We start from the raw sequence: 20,578 nt of genomic DNA on the forward strand, positions 1-20,578 counted from the left end.
GCGGCTAGTCCCTCGAGGTCATAAGTCCAACACCTCTGTGGAGAAAAGCCCTCCACGGCGGTGCTGGTCTTATGCTTGTCGGGACTGACCAAGCCGCTTCCACATTTCTTTGATTCACACATGTTTTACATGAGCCAGGCATAGGATGTATTAAAATTCGTCTCTTACGACGGGGGAGGTCGCGAAGTGGACATTTTAAAGAAGATACAAGACCACCGGGAATACGAGGAAGAACTGAAGTGGGAAGGAACGTTTGCTGAATACTTGGAGCTGTTGAGAGAGCGGCCGTATTTAGCACAATCCGCTCATTCCCGCGTTTACAATATGGTTAAAAGTGCTGGTGTGGAAGAAGCGCATGATCATAAGCGTTATAAGTTCTTTGATGATGATATCTACGGACTGGATGAAGCGATGGAAAAGCTGGTGGAGGAATATTTCCACCCGGCAGCGAGAAGACTGGATGTCCGCAAACGTATTCTATTATTGATGGGACCTGTCAGTGGCGGGAAATCCACACTTGTAAACCTGATGAAGCGGGGATTGGAAAAGTACACGCATACGGATGAAGGGGCTGTCTTTGCCATCAAGGGCTGTCCAATGCATGAAGATCCGCTGCATCTGATCCCGAGCCATCTGCGCAAGGATTTTCAGGATGAGTATGGCATCCGTATTGAAGGAAGTTTGTCTCCGTTAAATACGATGCGTGTGGAAACGGAGTATGGAGGAAGAATTGAGGACGTTTTAGTGGAACGGATCTTTTTCTCAGAGGATAAGCGTACAGGCATTGGTACCTTCAGCCCTTCTGATCCGAAGTCCCAGGATATTGCCGACTTGACCGGTTCGATTGACTTCTCGACCATTGCTCAATTCGGGTCGGAATCGGATCCGCGTGCTTACCGGTTCGATGGAGAGCTGAACAAGGCCAACCGTGGCATGATGGAGTTCCAGGAAATGCTGAAGTGTGATGAGAAGTTCCTCTGGCACCTGCTCAGCCTGACACAGGAAGGGAACTTCAAGGCTGGCCGTTTTGCCCTGATCTCAGCGGATGAATTAATTGTAGCTCATACGAACGAAGCGGAATACCGTTCTTTTATTGCCAACAAGAAGAATGAGGCGCTCCACTCCCGGATGATCGTCATGCCTGTGCCGTATAATTTGAGGGTCAGTCAGGAAGAGCGGATCTATGAAAAGATGATTAGAGAGAGTGATATCCGCGATGTCCATATTGCTCCGCACACGTTAAGAGTGGCAGCAATGTTCACGATCCTGACACGATTAAAAGAATCGAAAAAGGCGTCCATCGATGTGCTTAAGAAAATGAGACTCTATGATGGCGAAATTCTAGAGGGCTTCAGTGATGTGGATGTCGAGGAACTGAAGAAGGAGCATGGCGATGAGGGAATGAGCGGGATCGATCCACGGTACGTGATCAACCGCATATCATCCACCATCATTAAGAAAGAACTGACATCGATCAACGCACTGGATGTTCTCCGTTCCTTGAAGGATGGACTTGGAAGCCACGCCTCCATATCCAGTGAGGACAAGGAGAGATACCTTGATTTCATTTCCCTGGCGAGAAAAGAGTATGATGAAATTGCGAAAAAGGAAGTGCAGAAAGCATTTGTGTACTCCTATGAAGAATCCGCCGTTACGCTTATGGACAATTACCTGGATAACGTCGAAGCGTACTGTAACAAGGCGAAGCTGAGGGATCCGCTGACGGGTGAAGAACTCAACCCGGATGAGCGTCTCATGAGGTCCATTGAAGAACAGATCGGCGTTTCGGAAAATGCGAAAAAAGCCTTCCGTGAAGAAATTCTCATTCGGATCTCCGCCTACGCACGTAAAGGCAAGAAGTTCGACTACCAGTCCCATGAGCGTCTGCGCGAAGCCATTCAGAAGAAGCTGTTTGCTGATCTGAAGGATGTCGTGAAGATTACGACGTCAGCGAAGACTCCGGATGAACAGCAGCTGAAGAAGATTAACGAAGTCGTTGCCACCCTTGTCGATGAGCATGGGTACAACTCCAGCTCAGCGAACGAACTGTTGAAATATGTAGGCAGCCTGTTGAACAGGTAATGCCTCATCAGACCGCCTCCTTTTCGATAAGAGGGCGGTCTTTTTTATGTTATAATGTCAAAAAAAGAAGAGTGGTGAAATCATGGCCAGGAAATTTTATGCAATTATTGATGTAGGTTCAAACACGATGCGTCTAGTGATTTATCTGCGTGATAAAGGTGGACGTCTGCGTGAAGTGGAGAATGTAAAAGCGGTCGCACGTCTCCGGAACCATTTAACGAAGGATGGTCTGTTATCCACCGAAGGGCTGCAGACGCTGCTGACGACACTGAAGAGTTTCAAGGAAGTTGCTGAATCCTATACGCTTGAGGAAATGGTGTGTGTCGCTACGGCTACGGTCCGCCAGGCGGGGAACCAGGAGGAGATCATCAGCCAGGTTTCCAAGCATACCGGTTTTGACATGCGCATTTTATCGGATCACGAAGAAGCGTATTACGGTTACCTGGCCGTCGTGAATTCCACTCCAGTTACAGAAGGGATCACCGTGGATATTGGCGGGGGAAGTACCGAAGTTACATATTTTAAAGACCGTGAATTGATCGAATCGTACAGCTTCCCGTTCGGAGCATTGACGTTGAAGCAGGACTTCTTCAAAAAGGAACTGCCGACCGAGAATGAATTCGCGGCTTTGCGCCGGTATCTGCTTGATCAGTTCAAATCACTGCCGTGGCTGCAGAAGAAGGATATTCCATTGATCGGAATCGGCGGTGGCGCGCGGAACCTTGCACAGATCGATCAGAACCTGAAGGAGTACCCGCTGGCCGGCCTTCATCAATATAAAATGAAGGACAGCGATCTCGCTTTTATAAAAAATTATTTATTCACCCTGCCGATGAAGAAGCTGCAGAAGGTGGAGGGGCTGTCCAAAGACCGGGCGGATATTATTCTGCCGGCGACGGAAGTGTTCCATTCCCTTTACGATACCATGCAGGCTTCCGGATTCATTCTGAGCAGAAAAGGGCTTCGGGATGGTGTCTTTTTTGAACAGCTGACGAAGGATATGGGGACATCGGTTTTTCCGAACGTGCTGGAGGAGAGCATTCAGGAATTAATCAATGATTATGACTTGAATGTCAAACAGATCCAGCACGTCCAGCATCTGGCTCATCAGCTTTTCTACCAGCTCCATGAAAAAGGGCTCGGTTCTTTGAAAAAATCGGACTGGCAGGAAGTGAAGAGGGCGAGCTATGTGTTCAACCTTGGGGATTATATCGACAGTGAAGCGAGTGCCCAGCATACCTTCTACCTGCTTGCCAACCGGACGATTGACGGATTGATGCATATGGAGAGACTGCGGATGGCGCTTATGGCCTCCTATAAGAACAAAACGATTTTCAAGCAGTTCCTTCAGCCGTATAAGAAGTGGTTTTTGAAGGATGAACAGAAGAAGCTCCGTCTTCTTGGCTCCCTCCTGAAGTTCTGCTACAGCCTCGACAGCACCCGCAGGCAGACAATCCAAAGCCTTACGCTGACGAAGGAAGGCCATGACCTGCATATTACGTGTCACTGCTCCGGCGAATGGATGCCGGAGGAATATCAGGCGGAAAAACAGAAAAAACATTTGGAAAAGTCACTGAAAAAGACTATAGAACTGTCTTTTGTGGAAAATAAAAAGTAAGTCCCTCTGCGGGCTTCTTTTTATGCACAGCTGTTAATTTCGGAATATTCTACCTTAAAAGAAAACAAAATTCAGCAAAATTCATCATTTTTTTACAAAACCTTAACACTTGTTTTATATAGAGGATATAGAGACGTACTAACATATGGAGTGGAATAAATGTGTAAAGGGTGTGCGGAATGTCAACAGAAAACAAGACACAGGAATTGAACAATCCATTATTTTATAACAACCGGGAGCTGAGCTGGCTCGCTTTTAATGAGCGTGTGCTTGATGAGGCTCTTGATTTGGATAACCCTTTGCTTGAGCGTTTGAAATTTTTAGCGATCGGATCCTCCAACCTGGATGAATTTTTCATGGTACGGGTAGCCGGATTGAAGGATCAGGTAAAAGCCGGTTTCAACAAGCCGGAGAACAAGGCCGGATTGACTCCGAAACAGCAGCTGGCGAAAATTTCGGAAATCAATCATAACAACGTGAAGAAGCAGTATGACTCTTATCAGTCGATGAAGCCGGAACTGGAGAAGGAAGGCATCTCCCTGCTTTCCATAGAGGATTTGACGAAAGAGGAAATCAACCGCTTCGAAAAATATTTTGACGAGGAAATCTTTCCCGTGCTGACGCCGATGGCTGTGGATGCCTACCGTCCGTTTCCGATGCTTCTCAACAAGTCCATCAACCTTGCTGTCGTCATCAAAGATGAAATCGATCCGGAGAACACAACAAAGACGGCGATTGTCCAGGTGCCGGCCGTCCTGGATCGTTTTGTCCAGGTGGAGCATGAAAATAAATACCAATATGTGCTTCTTGAGGAAATTATCAGCCATTTTATGGGTAAACTGTTTAAAGGATACAAAGTGGAATCTGTTACAGAGTTCCGGATCACAAGAAATGCGGATATGACAATCCATGAGGAAGGTGCCCGGGATCTTCTGAAGGAAATCGAAAAAGAATTGAAAAAACGCAAATGGGGCGCAGCCGTCCGTCTGGAAGTAAGGGATGGCAAGTACGATGAGAAAGTGGTCAAATTCCTGCTCAGCGTCCTGGAAATTCATCGTGATGACCTGTATATTACGAACGGTCCGCTTGATCTCACGTTCCTGTTCAAGTTCCATAAAACGTTTGCTGATGTGAAGGATCACCTTTACTATGAGACATTGATGTCGCAGCCACCGCGTGATTTGGATGGGGAGGAGAATATCTTTGAAGCAGCGGAGAACCGCGATATCTTCCTGCACCACCCTTATGAATCCTTTGAGCCTGTCGTCGATTTTGTGGCGGAAGCGGCAGATGATCCATACGTGCTGGCCATCAAACAGACGCTGTACAGGGTAAGTGGAGATTCACCGATTATAGACGCTTTAAAGCGGGCAGCGGAGAAAGGGAAACAGGTGACGGTGCTTGTTGAACTGAAAGCGCGGTTCGATGAAGAGAACAACGTGCAGTGGGCCAAGGAGCTCGAAAAAGCCGGGTGTCACGTCATTTACGGCATGACCTACTTGAAAACCCACAGCAAAATCACCCTTGTCGTCAGGAAAAAAGCAGAAAAGATCGAGCGCTTCGTCCACCTGGGTACCGGAAACTACAACGACCAGACGGCTTCTCTGTATACCGATATGGGCATCATTACGTCGAAGCGGAAGTTCGGGATAGATGCGACGCACTTCTTCAATTACTTGAGCGGTTTTACGGAGAAACCGGAGTTCCATCACTTGTCTATGGCTCCATTTGATATCCGGAATGACTTTATCCGCTACATGAACAATGAAATCCGCTTCCATAAGCAGCACGGAAACGGCCGGATCATAGCGAAGATGAACTCGCTTACGGACAAAAACCTGATCATGAAAATGTACGAAGCTTCCCAGGCAGGCGTACAGGTCGACCTGATCGTCCGCGGGATCTGCTGCTTGAGGCCCGGCATTGAAGGCGTCAGTGACAATATCCGCGTGTACAGCATTGTCGGACGCTTCCTGGAGCACAGCCGGATTTATTATTTCCATCACAACGGGGACGACCGCCTGTTCCTTTCCTCTGCGGATATGATGACTCGAAATATGGTGAAACGCGTTGAACTGCTTTTCCCGATTCACGAGCCTTCTGTGAAAACCCGGCTGAAGAAAATCCTGTCCATCATGCTGAATGATAACATCAAGGCGAGGGAGCAGAAGAACGACGGCAGTTATGAGTACGTACAGCCTGAGAAAAACCAGGTGCGTATCAACAGCCAGATGAAGTTTTTCGATATGGCCTACCGGGTTCTTGAGGATGAGGAATAATCTTTACCAGTAAAAAGTAAAAAGGCGTACCAAAGGGTGCGCCTTTCTTGTTATAATGGAATTGTTACCATTTGAGAAAAATAAGCGAAATTTGTTGAATACGTAAGCGTTTCAATTCTATAATAGTATGTGGACTTGGAAACGTTTTCGAGGAAACTTTAGCCAACAACTACTTGGAGGTATTCTACGTGTCTAAACAAGGCTCCATTCAAAGATTTTGGGATAATTTCCACGGCCCCAACATGGGGTATATCGAAGAGCAATTCGAAGTATATGAAGAAAACCCAAGTGCTGTCGATCCTTCACTGAAGGAAATTTTTGACGAGCACGGGGCACCTGACTGGATGAAGACAAGCCCGTCTGTTGAAACGAACGGCGCTGCGTCTCCTTCAGAAAGGGACATTGCGAAAATCACCTCGGCATTGAAACTTGTTGAGGCTATTCGTCGTCACGGCCATCTGCAGGCGAATATCTATGCTGTAGGAAGTGACGAGCGGCCTAAAACAAATTTGCTTGATTTAGAAACCTACGGACTTCAGGAGAAGGATCTGGAGGCTATGCCGGCGGAGTGGGTCTGGCCGGACGCGCCTATGAAACTGGATAATGCCCTCCAAGTGGTCCATGTACTTAAAGAGAGATATGCGGGGACGATCTCCTTTGAATTCGGCCATGTCAATAATGAGAACGAAAGAAAATGGCTGCAGGACAAAGTCGATACGGGATCGTATCAGGTATTTTTGACAAATCAAGAAAAGAAACAGCTGCTGTACCGCCTGGCTGAAGTGGAAGGTTTTGAGAACTTCCTTGCCAAAACGTTTGTGGCACAGAAGCGCTTTTCCATTGAAGGCCTCGATATTATGGTGCCGATGCTCGACCATATTATCCAGTCGGCTTCCGGTGACCACATTAAACATATCATGATGGGCATGGCCCACAGGGGAAGACTGAACGTGCTTGCCCACATCCTTGGGAAGCCTTATGACCGGATTTTCTCTGAGTTCCACCATTCACCTGATAAAGAGCTCGTACCTTCCGAAGGTTCGATGGGAATCAACTATGGCTGGACAGGTGATGTGAAGTATCACTTCGGAGCCCGGAGAGAGATCGAAAACGGCGAGCAGTCGGCAACGAAAGTGACGTTGAGCCATAACCCTTCTCACCTGGAATACGTCAACCCGGTCGTCCAGGGTTTTACAAGAGCGGCGCAGGATGACCGCAGGGAACCCGGCTATGCGAAGATGGACGAAGACGAAGCATTTGGTCTGTTGATCCACGGGGATGCAGCCTTTATCGGTGAAGGGGTTGTCGCAGAAACGCTGAATATGAGTGATCTTCCCGGCTATCGTACAGGGGGCACGGTCCATATCATCGCCAACAACCTTGTCGGCTTCACGACGAACCGCAGAGACGGACGTTCGACAAGATATGCCAGTGATCTGGCGAAGGGCTTTGAAATACCGGTGGTGCATGTGAATGCCGACGATCCAGCGGCATGCCTTTCTGCTATGGCTCTTGCATACGAATACCGTCAGAAGTTCCATAAGGACTTTCTGATTGATCTCGTCGGGTACCGCCGTTTCGGACATAACGAAATGGACGAGCCGCGCTCTACACAGCCGAAGCTGTATAAGGAAATCGATGAGCACCCGACGGCTGCCGCTGTTTTTGAGAAGCAGCTTCAGGATGAAAGCGTTGTGGAAGACGGCGAGCTGGCGAAGATGAAAGAAGAGATTGAAGAGAAGCTTCGTGACATCTATAACAATATGGGTGAGCACGAAACAGCTGCTCCTGATGTGAAGGACCGTCCGAGCGGTGTAGAACGGGATCTGGATGAAATTCAGACATCCGTGGATATTGAGCGTCTGCGTGGTCTGAATGAAGGGATGCTGAAACGTCCGGAAGGCTTCAATGGATTTAAGAAGCTGGAAAAGATTCTCCAGCGTCGTGCGAAAATGCTGGATGAAGGGCAGAAAGTGGACTGGGCGACAGCGGAAGCCCTGGCCTTCGCTTCTATCCTGGAAGATGGCATTCCGATAAGGATTACCGGTCAGGATACGGAGCGGGGAACCTTCGCTCACCGTCATCTTGTCCTACATGATGTAGAAACGGATGAAACCTACTGTCCACTTCACGGGCTGGATCAGGCGGAAGCGTCCTTTGATATTCACAACAGTCCGTTATCGGAAGCAGGGGTTATCGGTTTTGAGTACGGCTACAGTGTTCATGCTTCCGATTCTCTTGTCCTGTGGGAAGCGCAGTTTGGTGACTTCGCCAATGCCGGTCAGGTCATTTTTGATCAGTTTATTGCCGCCGGCCGCGCGAAGTGGGGAGAGAAATCCAATATGGTCTTCCTGCTTCCGCACGGGTATGAAGGACAGGGGCCGGAGCATTCCAGTGCCCGCCTTGAGCGTTTCCTTCAGCTGGCTGCAGAAAACAACTGGACCGTGGCCAATGTCACATCATCGGCCCAGTATTTCCACCTGCTCCGCAGACAGGCGGCAATCAGCAACCAGGAAGAGGCACGGCCGCTTGTATTGATGACACCGAAAAGCCTGCTGCGGAATCAAAGAGTCGCCGTAGACGGAGATGCTTTCAGCGATGGGAAATTCCAGTCGCTCATGATGCAGCCGGGATTATCTGAGAATAAAGATAAAGAAAAAGTGAAAACCCTTCTATTAGGAAGCGGAAAAATCATGGTGGATATCGAAGACAAGGTGGAAAGTATGGACGAAACCTTCGAAACCATCGATGCTGTCCGGGTGGAACAGATTTACCCATTCCCGGATCAAAAACTGGCAGAAATGCTGGAAACCTATCCGAATTTAGAAGAACTAGTATGGGTCCAGGAAGAACCGCAGAACATGGGTAGCTGGTATTTCGTGGAGGGGATCCTCCACAGACTCCTGAAGGATGGACAGATTCACAGATTTGTAGGACGTCCGCACAGGGCTTCCCCTTCCGTTGGAGAACCGAATATCCATAAAACAGAGCAGAATCGAATCATTCTTGAAGCGCTGCAGATGTCTAAAGGAGGAGAAACAAAATGAAGGAAATCAAAGTACCTGAATTAGCTGAATCCATAACTGAAGGCACGATAGCCGAATGGCTTGTGAAAAAAGGCGACCACGTTTCCAAAGGCGATCCAATTCTTGAGCTGGAAACAGACAAGGTCAATGTGGAAGTGAACGCGGATGCAGACGGGGTTATTGCTGAACTGCTCAAGGAAGAAGGAGATGACGTAGAAGTCGGAGACGTCATCGCTAAAGTGGATGAGAACGGAGAAGCTTCCGCATCTTCTGAGGATTCCTCCGATGATCAACAGGCGGAAGCACCTGCAGCTGAACAGAAGGAAGAGCCTCAGCAGCAGGAACAGAAACAGGAGTCCAAGCAGGAAGAACAGCCAGCGGACTCCAATGGACAGAACAATGGGAATAAGGACATTGTGGCCACTCCGGCTGCCAGAAAGCGTGCTCGTGAACTCGGTATTGATTTGAGCAGTATTTCCGCCCGTGATCCGCTCGGCCGCATCCGTCCGGAAGATGTCGATGCCGCAGCTAAGGGTGGCAGCAAGTCGGAAGAGCCGAAATCAGCGTCTAACGACAAGCCGAAGAAAGAGAAGAAGGAAGAGGAGAAGACACAGTTTGATAAGCCGGTGGAACGGATTAAAATGTCCCGCCGCCGTCAAACGATTGCCAAGCGTCTTGTAGAGGTCCAGCAGGAAGCAGCAATGCTCACGACGTTCAACGAAGTGGATATGACGAACGTTATGAAGCTTCGCAGCGACCGCAAAGAATCCTTCCAGAAAAAGCACGACGTGAAACTCGGTTTTATGTCTTTCTTCACGAAGGCGGCCGTCGGTGCCTTGAAGGAATTCCCGAACTTGAACGCAGAAATTCAGGGCAGCGAAATCATTCAGAAGAAATTCTATGATATCGGAATGGCTGTTTCTACAGAGGAGGGTCTTGTGGTTCCTGTCGTCCGTGATGCCGACCGCCTTGATTTCGCCGGTATTGAGAAGGGAATCGCTGATGTAGCAGCGAAGGCCCGGAATAAAGAACTGCAGCTGGAGGATCTCCAAGGAGGTTCCTTTACCATCACAAACGGTGGAATTTTCGGGTCCATGCTTTCTACGCCGATCCTGAATTCCCCTCAGGTCGGAATTCTTGGGCTGCACAATATTGAGAAGCGCGCGAAGGTCATGCCTGATGACAGCATTGAAGCACGTCCGATGATGTACATTGCGCTTTCCTACGATCACAGAATCGTCGATGGAAAAGAAGCGGTCCAGTTCCTGCGCCGCATTAAAGAAATGATTGAAGATCCGTACGACCTTCTTTTAGAAGGATAATAGGAAATGAAAAGCCCCTGCAGCCTGGCTGCAGGGGCTTTTTTTATGAGAAAACCTAGTAGAAGGGATCAGAAATAAGAGAAAAGATAGGCGGAAATAACAAATAATCGATACATATCCCAATATGTTTCATCCATTCACGTGGACCTGCATACGATAGAGTAATACTCGATTAGGAGGGAATAACATGGATGAAGAGACGAGTTTTGTAATCGCCGAAGACGACTGGTCCCTCCATCGGAAAGGCTACGACGATCAGCGTCGACACCAGGAAAAAGTCAAAGATGCCATGAGCAAGCAGCTGCCTGATTTGATAACCGAAGAAAACATTGTCATGTCCAATGGAAAGCGTGTCGTGAAGATTCCTATACGGTCATTAGATGAATATAAAATCCGCTACAATTATGAGAAGAATAAGCATGCGGGACAAGGAGAGGGAGACAGCGAAATTGGCGATGTGGTGGCCCAGGCCCCGCAGCCCGCTAAAGGGAAGCCCGGCGATGGAGACGGCGCCGGTGACCAGGCGGGAGACGATTATTATGAGGCAGAGGTATCGCTGGCTGAATTGGAAGAGGCTTTATTCAAAGAGCTGACCCTTCCTAATCTCGATGAGAAAGAAAAAGACAATATCCTTCATACCGATATTGAATTCAGCGATATTCGTAAAACCGGGTTGACCGGCAATATCGATAAGAAGAGGACAATGCTTGAAGCCTACAAGCGGAATGCGCTTCGCGGGGAACCCTCTTTCGCACCGATTTACCCGGAGGACATCCGCTACAAGACGTGGAATGAGAAGACCAAGCCGGAGTCCAAAGCGGTCGTCATTGCCATGATGGATACCAGTGGGTCGATGGGGCAGTGGGAAAAATACATGGCCAGAAGTTTCTTTTTCTGGATGACCCGCTTCCTGAACCGAAACTATGAAACGGTTGATATTGAATTTGTCGCCCACCATACGCAGGCGAAAGTCGTCAGCGAGGAGGATTTCTTTTCGAAAGGGGAAAGCGGCGGAACCATCTGCTCATCTGCTTACAGGAAAGCGCTGGAGCTCATTGAGACGAAATATTCACCGGAACGCTACAACATCTATCCGTTCCACTTTTCTGATGGTGACAACCTGACCTCTGATAATAAACGATGTCTCGGTTTAATTGAACAGCTGATTGAAGTTTCACAGATGTTCGGGTACGGGGAAGTGAATCAGTATAACCGGTCCTCCAGCTTGATGCAGGCTTATAAATCCATCGAACATGATAAGTTCCGTTATTACATCCTACGCAGAAAAGCCGACGTTTTTCATTCGATGAAGCATTTCTTCAGCGAGCAGGTCGAGGAAATGTTCACGTAGCTGACATAAAAAGGGTGTCGAGAGAGTTCTCGGCCCCTTTTTTGTGCGAAAGGTTTACAAGTACACAGGAAAGGAAACTCCTTGATATAATGAGAAGGGTCATCCTACATACAAGGAGTTCATTCTATGATTCAGGAAATTCTGCAGTCTAATCAATTCATTATGCTGATGGCGCTTCTGCTCATTGTCAGCATCATCGTTACGAAATTCTCTTCCCGGCTCGGGGTTCCGTCTCTCGTGTTGTTTATTCTTGTCGGAATGATGGTCGGCAACGAGGGTCTGGGGTTCATTGACTTTGACAATCCGGAAATCGCCCAGCTTGTCGGTGTCATTGCTTTGATTATCATTCTGTTTGAAGGTGGAATGCTGACCAAGTGGAAAGATATTCGTCCCGTCCTCGCCCCTTCGTTGACGCTTGCGACCGTCGGAGTCGTACTGACGACAGGTATCGTTGCAGTTGCAGCGAAATATTTCCTTCATATCGGCTGGGTGGAGGCGATGCTCGTCGGAGCGATCGTCGGTTCTACAGATGCTGCAGCCGTCTTTGCTGTACTGAAAGGGAAAAATGTAGACGGAAAGCTGGAGGCCACCCTGGAAGCCGAATCAGGGACGAATGATCCAATGGCCGTGTTTTTGACGATCAGCTTCATTCAACTGCTGACGGTTGATGAAGTCAACATGTTCGGATTGGTTGGTTCCTTCTTCTGGCAGATGGGGGCAGGGGTCGTGGTTGGTGCTGCGATCGGCTGGGGGGCGAGTTTCGCCTTAAACCGAATCAACCTCGATTCCAGCGGGCTTTATCCCCTTTTTGCGCTTGGTTTTGCGTTTCTTTCCTACGGGGCGAGCTCGCTTCTGCAAGCCAGTGGACTTCTTGCCGTCTATGTCACTGCGGTGATCATCGGAAATGCGGAACTTGCCTACCGTTATTCAATCCTTCGATTCCATGAAGGCTTCGGCTGGATGGCACAGATTCTGATGTTCATCATCCTTGGGTTGTTCGTCACTCCGTCAGAGGTGTTTACGTGGTCTGTCATGGCGAGCGGATTATTGATTGCCGGGGTGCTTATTTTTATTGCCAGGCCGGCAGCGGCTTTTTTGAGTCTATCCGGGTTTTCGTTTACATGGAGGGAAAAAGTGTTTCTATCCTGGGCGGGTGTCCGGGGAGCGGTTCCGATCGTCCTCGCAATTTTCCCGATGCTTGCCGACATCGAAAACAGCCAGGTGATCTTCAACGTCGTTTTCTTCACGGTTCTGACTTCAGCGCTCATCCAGGGGTCCTCGATTACTTGGATGGCAGACCGGTTCAAACTGGTTTCCGACAAGCTTGGCAACCCGATTCATTCATTGGAACTGATTTCAATTGGAAAAGCGAATGTGGAGATGATTGAGTTTGAGGTAACTCCGAGGAATGTCGTCGTCGGGCAGAAGCTTGAGGAAATGGAACTGCCGGACAGGGCATTGATTAATGCCATTATCCGTAAGGGTGATGTGATTACACCATACGGACAGACGGAAATAAAAGCAGGGGATACGTTATACATTCTGGTTTCCAGAAAAAACAAGAAAGAAGTCAAGAAAGTTCTTGAAGCCGTTAAGGATCACGGACACCACGAGAAAAGCCGAGCTTAAACAGCTCGGCTTTTCTCGTAGCAGCTATGATATTTTGGGCGTTTCTTTATGATATGAAGAATACAGTCTTTATTATAGGTAACAAATGCTGATTTGTAAACCTTTTCTAATAAAAACGTGATCATTTTACTAGAAAATATTAGTGAAAGCGGGAAGCAATTGTGTGTTCGACAAAGTTCCTATACAATAAGAATCACCAAGGAGGGATGTACGGTGAAGAAACGTATAGGTTTTATCGGCTGCGGTCAGATGGGCCAGGCCATGATTCAGGGCATGATTGATGCAGGGGTCGTGGAACCGGGGGATATCGCTGCGACCGCTTTGTCTGATGAAACGATCGATTTTGTGGCCGATGAGTACGGCATACATATTTCCAATGATAATAAGAAACTGGCAGGAGAAAGCGACCTGCTGTTTCTGGCCGTGAAGCCATATGTGTACAGAGGTGTGATTGAGGAAATCCGTGAAGAGGTTTCCGAGGATACGGTGGTCATTACGGTTGCAGCCGGTATTACGCTTCAATCGATGGAAGAGGCTTTTGATAAAAATGTCAAAGTCATCCGATCCATGCCGAACACCCCATCGCTGGTTGGTGCAGGTATGAGTGCGCTCTGTCCCAATGCTTTTGTGACACAGGAAGATCTGGCCGAAGTGCTCGAGCTGTATGAAAGCTTTGGGGAAGCGGAAGTCATTGAAGAGAAACTCATGGATGCTGTGCCGGCGGTCAGTGGTTCTTCCCCGGCTTTTGTATACATGCTGATTGAAGCGATGGCGGATGCCGCTGTCCAGCAGGGCTTTCCGAGGGACAAGGCTTATAAAATGGTTGCCCAGACGGTCGAGGGGGCTGCGAAGATGGTCAAGGAAACAGGCAGACATCCGGCAGAATTGAAGGATGCCGTCTGCACGCCCGGAGGCACGACGATTTCCGGTGTAACCAAGCTGGAGGAAGCTGGGTTCAGGAAGGCCATTATTCAAGGGATGACGGCTACGACAGAAAAGTCAAAAGCCTTATCCCAAGGGAGAAAATAACAGAAAGCCGGGCCCCGGATGCCGGGCTTTCTGTTTGTTTGAAACGAATGGGCTCGCATATCCGTACAGATAGTACAGGAGGTGGACGTATGAATAATCAGCCGGCTCAACGTATTTCTAAGCGGGCTTTAACGCTATGGCGCATATACGGCGTCATACACAGCTTCATTCTATTACTCATAACAACGGCTTTAACCGTTACGGTGTTCCTCTGGGAATGGCCGTGGTGGTTGGCGGCTGGAGGAGGAGGGCTGGTCGTTCTGGATGCCGTTCTGTTCATCTGGCTGGTGCCAGGGCTGAGATGGAAACGCTGGCGCTATGAAGTCAGTGAGCAGAACATCGATCTGCAGCACGGCATTTTCATCATTACCCGCACACTGGTACCGATGGTCCGGGTTCAGCACGTAGATACGGAGCAGGGACCGCTGCTACGGAAATTCCGACTTTCCACCATCAGCATATCGACAGCGGCGACGATACATAAAATACCAGCGCTCGATGAAGACGAGGCGGAGCGTCTGCGCCAGTCGATTTCCTCTCTGGCAAGGGTGGCTGAGGATGATGTTTGAACCGCGGAAGCTCCACCCTATTTCTGCATTGATCAATTTCGTTAAAACCCTGAAAGATGCGGCTTTTCCATTGATTGTCGTTATTTTTATTAACGGCAGCCCGTTCAGTGGAGAATGGAACTGGGTGCCGCTCGCCATTTGGGGAGGTCTGCTGGTAATCGTGCTTGGTTCAGGAGTCATCCGCTGGCTGCGGTTTTCTTATTGGATGGAAGATGGAGAACTGCGTATTGAATATGGGTTGATTTTCAGGAAGAAACGCTACATTCCTGTGGAGAGGATTCAAAGCCTTGATTTTTCGGAAGGAATTTTCCACCGCCCGTTGAAATTAGTAAAAATTTCTGTGGAAACGGCGGGGGCGACCGGTACACAAGGAGCGGAGGCTGAATTGACAGCCATTACCCGCGAAGAAGCCAAAGAGCTTGAAACGCTCATTTTTCAGCAGAAGCGGGCGGCCCAGGAAGAAGAAAGCGTGGAGGAAGATACCGGGGAACAACCGGTGGAACCGCCAAGACAGAAAGTGTTCGGCATGACCATGAAGGATCTTGTCCTTATGGCCGTCACTTCCGGAGGGGCGGGGGTGGTCATTTCCGGTGTGGCCGTGTTCTTTTCCCAGTTCATGGACATTCTTCCTGTCGGGGCCATTTATGAAGAACTGTTGGACTGGATTCAGGTCGGTGTATTGATGGTGGCTGTTACTGTCCTCTTTGTTCTTTTGATCGCTTATGGGATATCGATCCTCCTTACGATCATGCGCTATGCCTATTTCTCTGTCTACCTGGAGGAAGAGGATCTGATCATTACCCGGGGATGGCTGGAGAAAAAGCAGATGACTATCCCGCTTAACCGGATTCAAGGGGTGCGGATTGATGAGAACCTGATCCGCCAGCCCCTGGGGTATGCATCGGTCACGATCATCAGTGCCGGTGGTTCCGTACTGCAGAACGATGAGCATCAGTTGAAACTGCTTCCGATGATCCGGAAAAAGGAAATCGAAGGAGTTCTCCAGATGATTCTCGAAGATTATCAGGTTGTTGGTGATTTCAAGCAGCCACCAGCCAGATCGAAATACCGTTACATGATCCGGCAGTCATGGCTCGGGGTGGCGGCCGCCGTTCCGGTCAGCATATACTTTTATCCTTACGGGTTGCTGGCTGTTCCAGCTGTCCTGGGGCTTGCGGGTTTCGGCCTGCTTGCCTATAAAGATGCGGGGTGGGCCATCCATGGTACCCAGTTGAGCCTGCGGTCAAGGAATATTATCAAGCAGACCTACTTGATGAAGCGATTCCGTATCCAGGCCGCATCCAAGAAGCAGACACTGCTGCAGAAGCGTGCCGGTCTTTCTACGATTCAGGTGACACTCACCTCTGGTGGAGGTGGAGCTGTGGCGCGCTGCTACTACCTGGAGGAAAAAGAAACCGATTCGGTGCTGGACTGGTATATAGACGCTGTGGCCAATCAAAAACCAGTGGAAAAGTAATTTTTCCGCTGGTTTTTTTCTGTTTACAATAAAAACACGAACATTAATAAATTACAGTTGATTTTTGTTCGCTTTACTATTACTATAAGAGACGTCCTATTCTTAAGTGAAAGATTGGTGTTAACATTGATGAATAAATTATTTCGTTTGGATGAAAACCAAACCACTATAAAAACTGAAATACTTGCCGGCATTACGACCTTTCTGACGATGGTCTACATTGTCGTTGTAAACCCTGCGATTCTATCCGGAGCAGGTGTTCCGTTCGGCCAGGTGTTTATGGCGACGATCATCGCTGCTGTCACAGGGACGCTGATTATGTCCTTTGCAGCCAACTACCCGATTGCCATCGCCCCCGGGATGGGATTGAACGCCTATTTTGTTACAGAAGTGGTCCAGCAGGATGTCAGCTATTCGGTCATCTTCGGATCCGTTTTTGTTGCTGGTATTCTTTTCGTTATCTTAAGTTTAACAAGTCTTCGTAAAACGTTGATTATGGCCATTCCGCCATCCTTGAAATATGGCATAACATCCGGAATCGGTCTGTTCATTGCGTTTCTTGGACTTCGCATGTCCGGCATTATTGTTGAGAGTGATACAACGCTTGTCACTCTTGGAGACATGACATCTCCAGGGGTACTGCTGACCGTCTTTGGTCTTATGGTTACGCTCGGCTTGATTGCAAGGAACGTCACCGGCGGATTATTTATCGGCATGTTCATTACCGGCCTTGTTGGATTTTTCACCGGTCAGCTTGAACTGAATGGTTTTGTTGATACACCACCAGCTCCGGTTTTCTGGGATATGGATATTGGAGCGGTGTTCAGCAACGGCCTTTATACTGTGATTTTTGCATTTTTACTCGTGACTATTTTTGATACGACAGGGACGATGATCGGTGTGGCCGAGCAGGCCGGATTCATCCGCAAGGACGGAAGTCTTCCGAGAGCCCGCGCGGCTTTAATGGCAGATGCTTCTGCTACGACGGTCGGCGCTGTGTTCGGAACGAGTCCTTCATCCGCATACATTGAATCTTCTTCTGGTGTAGCGGCAGGAGGACGAACAGGATTGACGACCATGGTTGTCGCCGGCCTGTTCCTTCTCTCGATGTTCTTTGCACCTGTCGTAGGGGCGGTTTCCGGCCTTCCTGCGATTACCGCTCCTGTGTTGATCATCGTCGGCTGCTTTATGATGGAGGGGCTGGCAAAAGTCAACTGGGGGTCCTTTGATGATGCTTTCCCGGCTTTCATCATCATCCTCACCATGCCGCTTACCTCAAGTATTGCAACAGGGATTGCTTTCGGATTCATTACGTATCCGATTTTGAAACTGGTCGTCGGTAAAGGAAAGCAAGTCCACTGGATGCTTTACATGTTTGCGATCATCTTCATAATGCAGATGGCCTTCTTCCCCGGCCATTGATCCTGAACCTGCGTGCCCTTAAAAAGGCACGCAGGTTTTTTTATGTTCTTTCGGGTATATTTTCCTTTCCGTTTGGAAGATTAAGGACAGGTGATGCCCATGGGTTTCTTGAAACGGCTGTTCTTTGGAGATCATAAAAAACTCCAGGACAGGGATTTGGCGCACGACCATAATAGTCAAAAGCAGCCAAGTTCTAAAAAATTATCCGAGAATGTGGAATATCTCTTAAGTAATTTCCATAAGTCCAATGATTTGAAAATCCGTGTTCTAAATGAAGGGAATGCCGCTTTACTGTATTTCGAATCACTGGCAGAACAGGAAAAGGTGTTTGAAAAGATCTTTGCTCCTGTTGAAAAAGGTCATATCGATGAAATTTCCAAGTTGAGGAATGCCCGTATTGCAGAGGATCTTGAGGAAGTGATTACGAACCTGCTGGGCGGTCAGGCGGCTTATATGGAGGATGGCTCTAATAAGGTTCATCTTTTTGATGTGACGTCCTCCTTTAATCGGACACCGGAAGAGCCGCAGAACGAGCGGGTCATTCGTGGGGCGCACGACGGATTCATCGAAAATATCATGGTGAACATCAACCTGATTCGAAAAAGGATCGAAAATCGGAACTTAACCGTGAAATACATCAAGATTGGCTCCTATACCAATACAAATGTCGCCATCCTTTATATGGACGGCATCGCAGATCCTACCTTGGTTCAGGAGGTGGAAAGAAGGATCAGCTCTATTGATACGGATATGGTGCACAGTCCCGGGCTGATCGAAGAATACATCGAGGATCAAACGAATACGCCATTTCCACAGATGCTGCATACCGAAAGACCGGACAGGGTGGTCGCCAACTTAATGGAAGGCCGTGTGGCGATCATGGCAGAGGGCACCCCGACCACGCTTATTGCGCCATCAACGTTTTTTACGTTTTATCAGGCTTCTGATGATTACAACATGCGTTGGTTTACCGGAACATTCATCCGCCTTGTCCGTCTTTTCAGTTTTATAGTAGCCGTCGGTCTTCCAGCGTTTTATATCGCCATTGTCGGCTTCCACTTTGAGGTCATTCCGGATGAATTGATCATTCCTATCAAGGCTTCCATCAATGAAATTGCCTATCCCCCAATTATCGAAGCGCTGGTCATGGTCGTGATCATCGAATTGATCCGGGAGGCTGGTGTGCGGCTGCCGGCCCCGGTTGGGCAGACGATTGGTATTGTAGGAGGTCTCGTGATTGGCGATGCGGTGGTCCGGGCAGGGCTCGTTTCCAACTTGATGGTTATTGTTGTTGCGTTGACGGCAATTTCTTCCTTTGTGGTGCCCTCGAATGAATTGAGTACGGCGCTCCGTCTCCTTACATTTCCGTTAATTATCCTTGCCGGGACGATGGGCTTTGTCGGGATTGTGTTTGGAATGCTCATTATTATCATCCATTTGACAAAGCTGCAGTCTTTCGGTGTCCCGTACCTGGCTCCCGTAGCACCGCTCAGTTTTGTGGATCTTAAGGATACGTTTGTCCGTCTTCCGATGTTCATGATGAAAACAAGGCCGAAAGACTCACATGCGGTTAAGCCTGACGCATTGAATCCAGTGAGGAAGTGGAAGCTCAGTGACCAGCAAGGATCAAAACCAAACCAGAAGCCGGATGGGGCAGAAGCCTCTTCACAAAAACAATCCGATTGATGATCATAAAATTTCCAGACGCCAGTTTTTCTTTATCATTATCCAAACCCAGATTGGTGTAGGTGTGCTAAGTGTGCCATTTGAACTGCACAGTGCCGCCAGGCAGGATGGGTGGATCTCTCTGCTCATTGGAGCGTCGATCCTTCCTTTGGTTCTGCTGGCCATCTGGGGGACAGTAAAAAATTTCCCGGATGACTCTTTGTTTCAGATTAGCGAAAAAATCTTCTTCAAATGGGGAGGAAGGGCGTTAACTCTCGGTTATGTCCTCTATTTTGTCAGCGTAGGGACCTTGATTATCATCCTGTATGGAAGGATGATCAGTCTTTGGGTGCTTCCCAGTACGCCGCTGTGGATCATAGCTTTTCTTATGATTGTGGTCTGCTGCTATTTGATTTCCGGCGGACTCCTTGTCATGGGTAGGGTTTACACGATGGTTTCTGTTCTCATTCTTATTCTATTCGGAGTGATTATCTACTCGGCGAAAGAGATGAATATCGTATACCTTTTCCCGATGCTTGAGAATGGCTGGGGGAGAGTTTTGAAGGGTGTAAACGAAGCGCTTTTTTCTTTTCTAGGATACATCGTGTCGCTGTTCATCTATTCCAAGGTTATGGGTACTCATAAACAGAAACTGAGAGTCATGCTGTATGCCCACTGTTTTGTGTTTTTTTTCTATTTCATTATCGTATTTGTCAGCTTTACGTACTTCAGCACAAAGGAAATCACTCTGGTACCAGAGCCTATTTTGTATATGCTGAAGGCATTTGAACTTCCGATTATAGCGAGACTGGACTTGTTTTTCATTTCGATATGGGTGGTGAACGTGGCTACGACTTTCGGCACGTACTTGTATATGGCCAGTCTTGGAGTGAGTCACCTCTGTCCAATCTGTACGAAAACGACAGCATCCATCCTTGTCAGTGTAATCGTGCTTGCTTTAACGCTCTATGTCGGATATGACATGGACAAGACCAATCAGCTCGATCAAATCGTTCTCTATCTTGGCTATATTTTTTCTCTGTCGGTCCCCTTGATCATGCTGCCACTGTCCTACTTAAGAAAACAACGTTTCATGGAGGAAAGGTGAT

Annotated in this window: 13 protein-coding genes; all 13 read left to right on the top strand. The window is 48.3% G+C overall.

What is annotated here, in order from left to right:
- The first annotated feature begins 186 nt into the window (after positions 1-186).
- The 13 genes from ACXAJH_RS15145 (at position 187) to ACXAJH_RS15205 (ending at position 20,577) form a co-directional block, all read left to right on the top strand.
- Positions 187-2,082, top strand: coding sequence for a PrkA family serine protein kinase (locus ACXAJH_RS15145; RefSeq protein WP_474967710.1), 1,896 nt, complete (start codon positions 187-189; stop codon positions 2,080-2,082).
- A gap of 82 nt (positions 2,083-2,164) precedes the next feature.
- A complete protein-coding gene (locus ACXAJH_RS15150) occupies positions 2,165-3,700 on the top strand; it encodes a Ppx/GppA phosphatase family protein (protein WP_474991295.1) in 1,536 nt (511 codons plus the stop codon).
- A 179-nt stretch (positions 3,701-3,879) separates the two neighbouring features.
- Positions 3,880-5,979, top strand: a complete 2,100-nt coding sequence (locus ACXAJH_RS15155) for an RNA degradosome polyphosphate kinase (protein WP_474994490.1) — start codon at positions 3,880-3,882, stop codon at positions 5,977-5,979.
- A gap of 242 nt (positions 5,980-6,221) precedes the next feature.
- Positions 6,222-9,026, top strand: coding sequence for a 2-oxoglutarate dehydrogenase E1 component (locus tag ACXAJH_RS15160; protein ID WP_474994622.1), 2,805 nt, complete (start codon positions 6,222-6,224; stop codon positions 9,024-9,026).
- Positions 9,023-10,327: a 2-oxoglutarate dehydrogenase complex dihydrolipoyllysine-residue succinyltransferase gene (gene odhB, locus ACXAJH_RS15165; RefSeq protein WP_474994491.1), complete on the top strand. Its 1,305-nt coding sequence runs from the start codon at positions 9,023-9,025 to the stop codon at positions 10,325-10,327. Before ACXAJH_RS15160 ends, odhB begins: the two co-directional genes overlap by 4 nt.
- A gap of 187 nt (positions 10,328-10,514) precedes the next feature.
- A complete protein-coding gene (gene yhbH / locus ACXAJH_RS15170; RefSeq protein ID WP_474967714.1) occupies positions 10,515-11,678 on the top strand; it encodes a sporulation protein YhbH in 1,164 nt (387 codons plus the stop codon).
- A 126-nt stretch (positions 11,679-11,804) separates the two neighbouring features.
- Positions 11,805-13,307 carry a potassium/proton antiporter gene (locus ACXAJH_RS15175; protein WP_474967715.1) on the top strand — a complete coding sequence of 501 codons (1,503 nt, stop codon included), beginning with the start codon at positions 11,805-11,807 and terminating at the stop codon, positions 13,305-13,307.
- Positions 13,308-13,520: 213 nt separating this feature from the next.
- Complete coding sequence (gene proC, locus ACXAJH_RS15180) at positions 13,521-14,336, top strand: pyrroline-5-carboxylate reductase (protein ID WP_474967716.1); 816 nt, start codon at positions 13,521-13,523, stop codon at positions 14,334-14,336.
- Between the two features lie 89 nt (positions 14,337-14,425).
- Positions 14,426-14,905, top strand: a complete 480-nt coding sequence (locus ACXAJH_RS15185; protein WP_474967717.1) for a PH domain-containing protein — start codon at positions 14,426-14,428, stop codon at positions 14,903-14,905.
- Positions 14,895-16,382 (top strand): PH domain-containing protein, encoded by a 1,488-nt coding sequence (locus ACXAJH_RS15190; RefSeq protein ID WP_474967718.1) that lies wholly within the window; start codon positions 14,895-14,897, stop codon positions 16,380-16,382. Before ACXAJH_RS15185 ends, ACXAJH_RS15190 begins: the two co-directional genes overlap by 11 nt.
- 129 nt (positions 16,383-16,511) lie before the next feature.
- On the top strand, positions 16,512-17,804 hold the full coding sequence (locus tag ACXAJH_RS15195) for an NCS2 family permease (protein ID WP_474994492.1): 1,293 nt from the start codon (positions 16,512-16,514) through the stop codon (positions 17,802-17,804).
- Between the two features lie 99 nt (positions 17,805-17,903).
- Positions 17,904-19,490 carry a spore germination protein gene (locus ACXAJH_RS15200; RefSeq protein WP_474967720.1) on the top strand — a complete coding sequence of 529 codons (1,587 nt, stop codon included), beginning with the start codon at positions 17,904-17,906 and terminating at the stop codon, positions 19,488-19,490.
- Complete coding sequence (locus tag ACXAJH_RS15205) at positions 19,417-20,577, top strand: GerAB/ArcD/ProY family transporter (RefSeq protein WP_474967721.1); 1,161 nt, start codon at positions 19,417-19,419, stop codon at positions 20,575-20,577. The genes ACXAJH_RS15200 and ACXAJH_RS15205 overlap by 74 nt, the downstream gene beginning before the upstream one ends.
- Position 20,578: the final 1 nt, after the last annotated feature.

Source organism: Halobacillus sp. ABD4_316, from assembly GCF_056161385.1.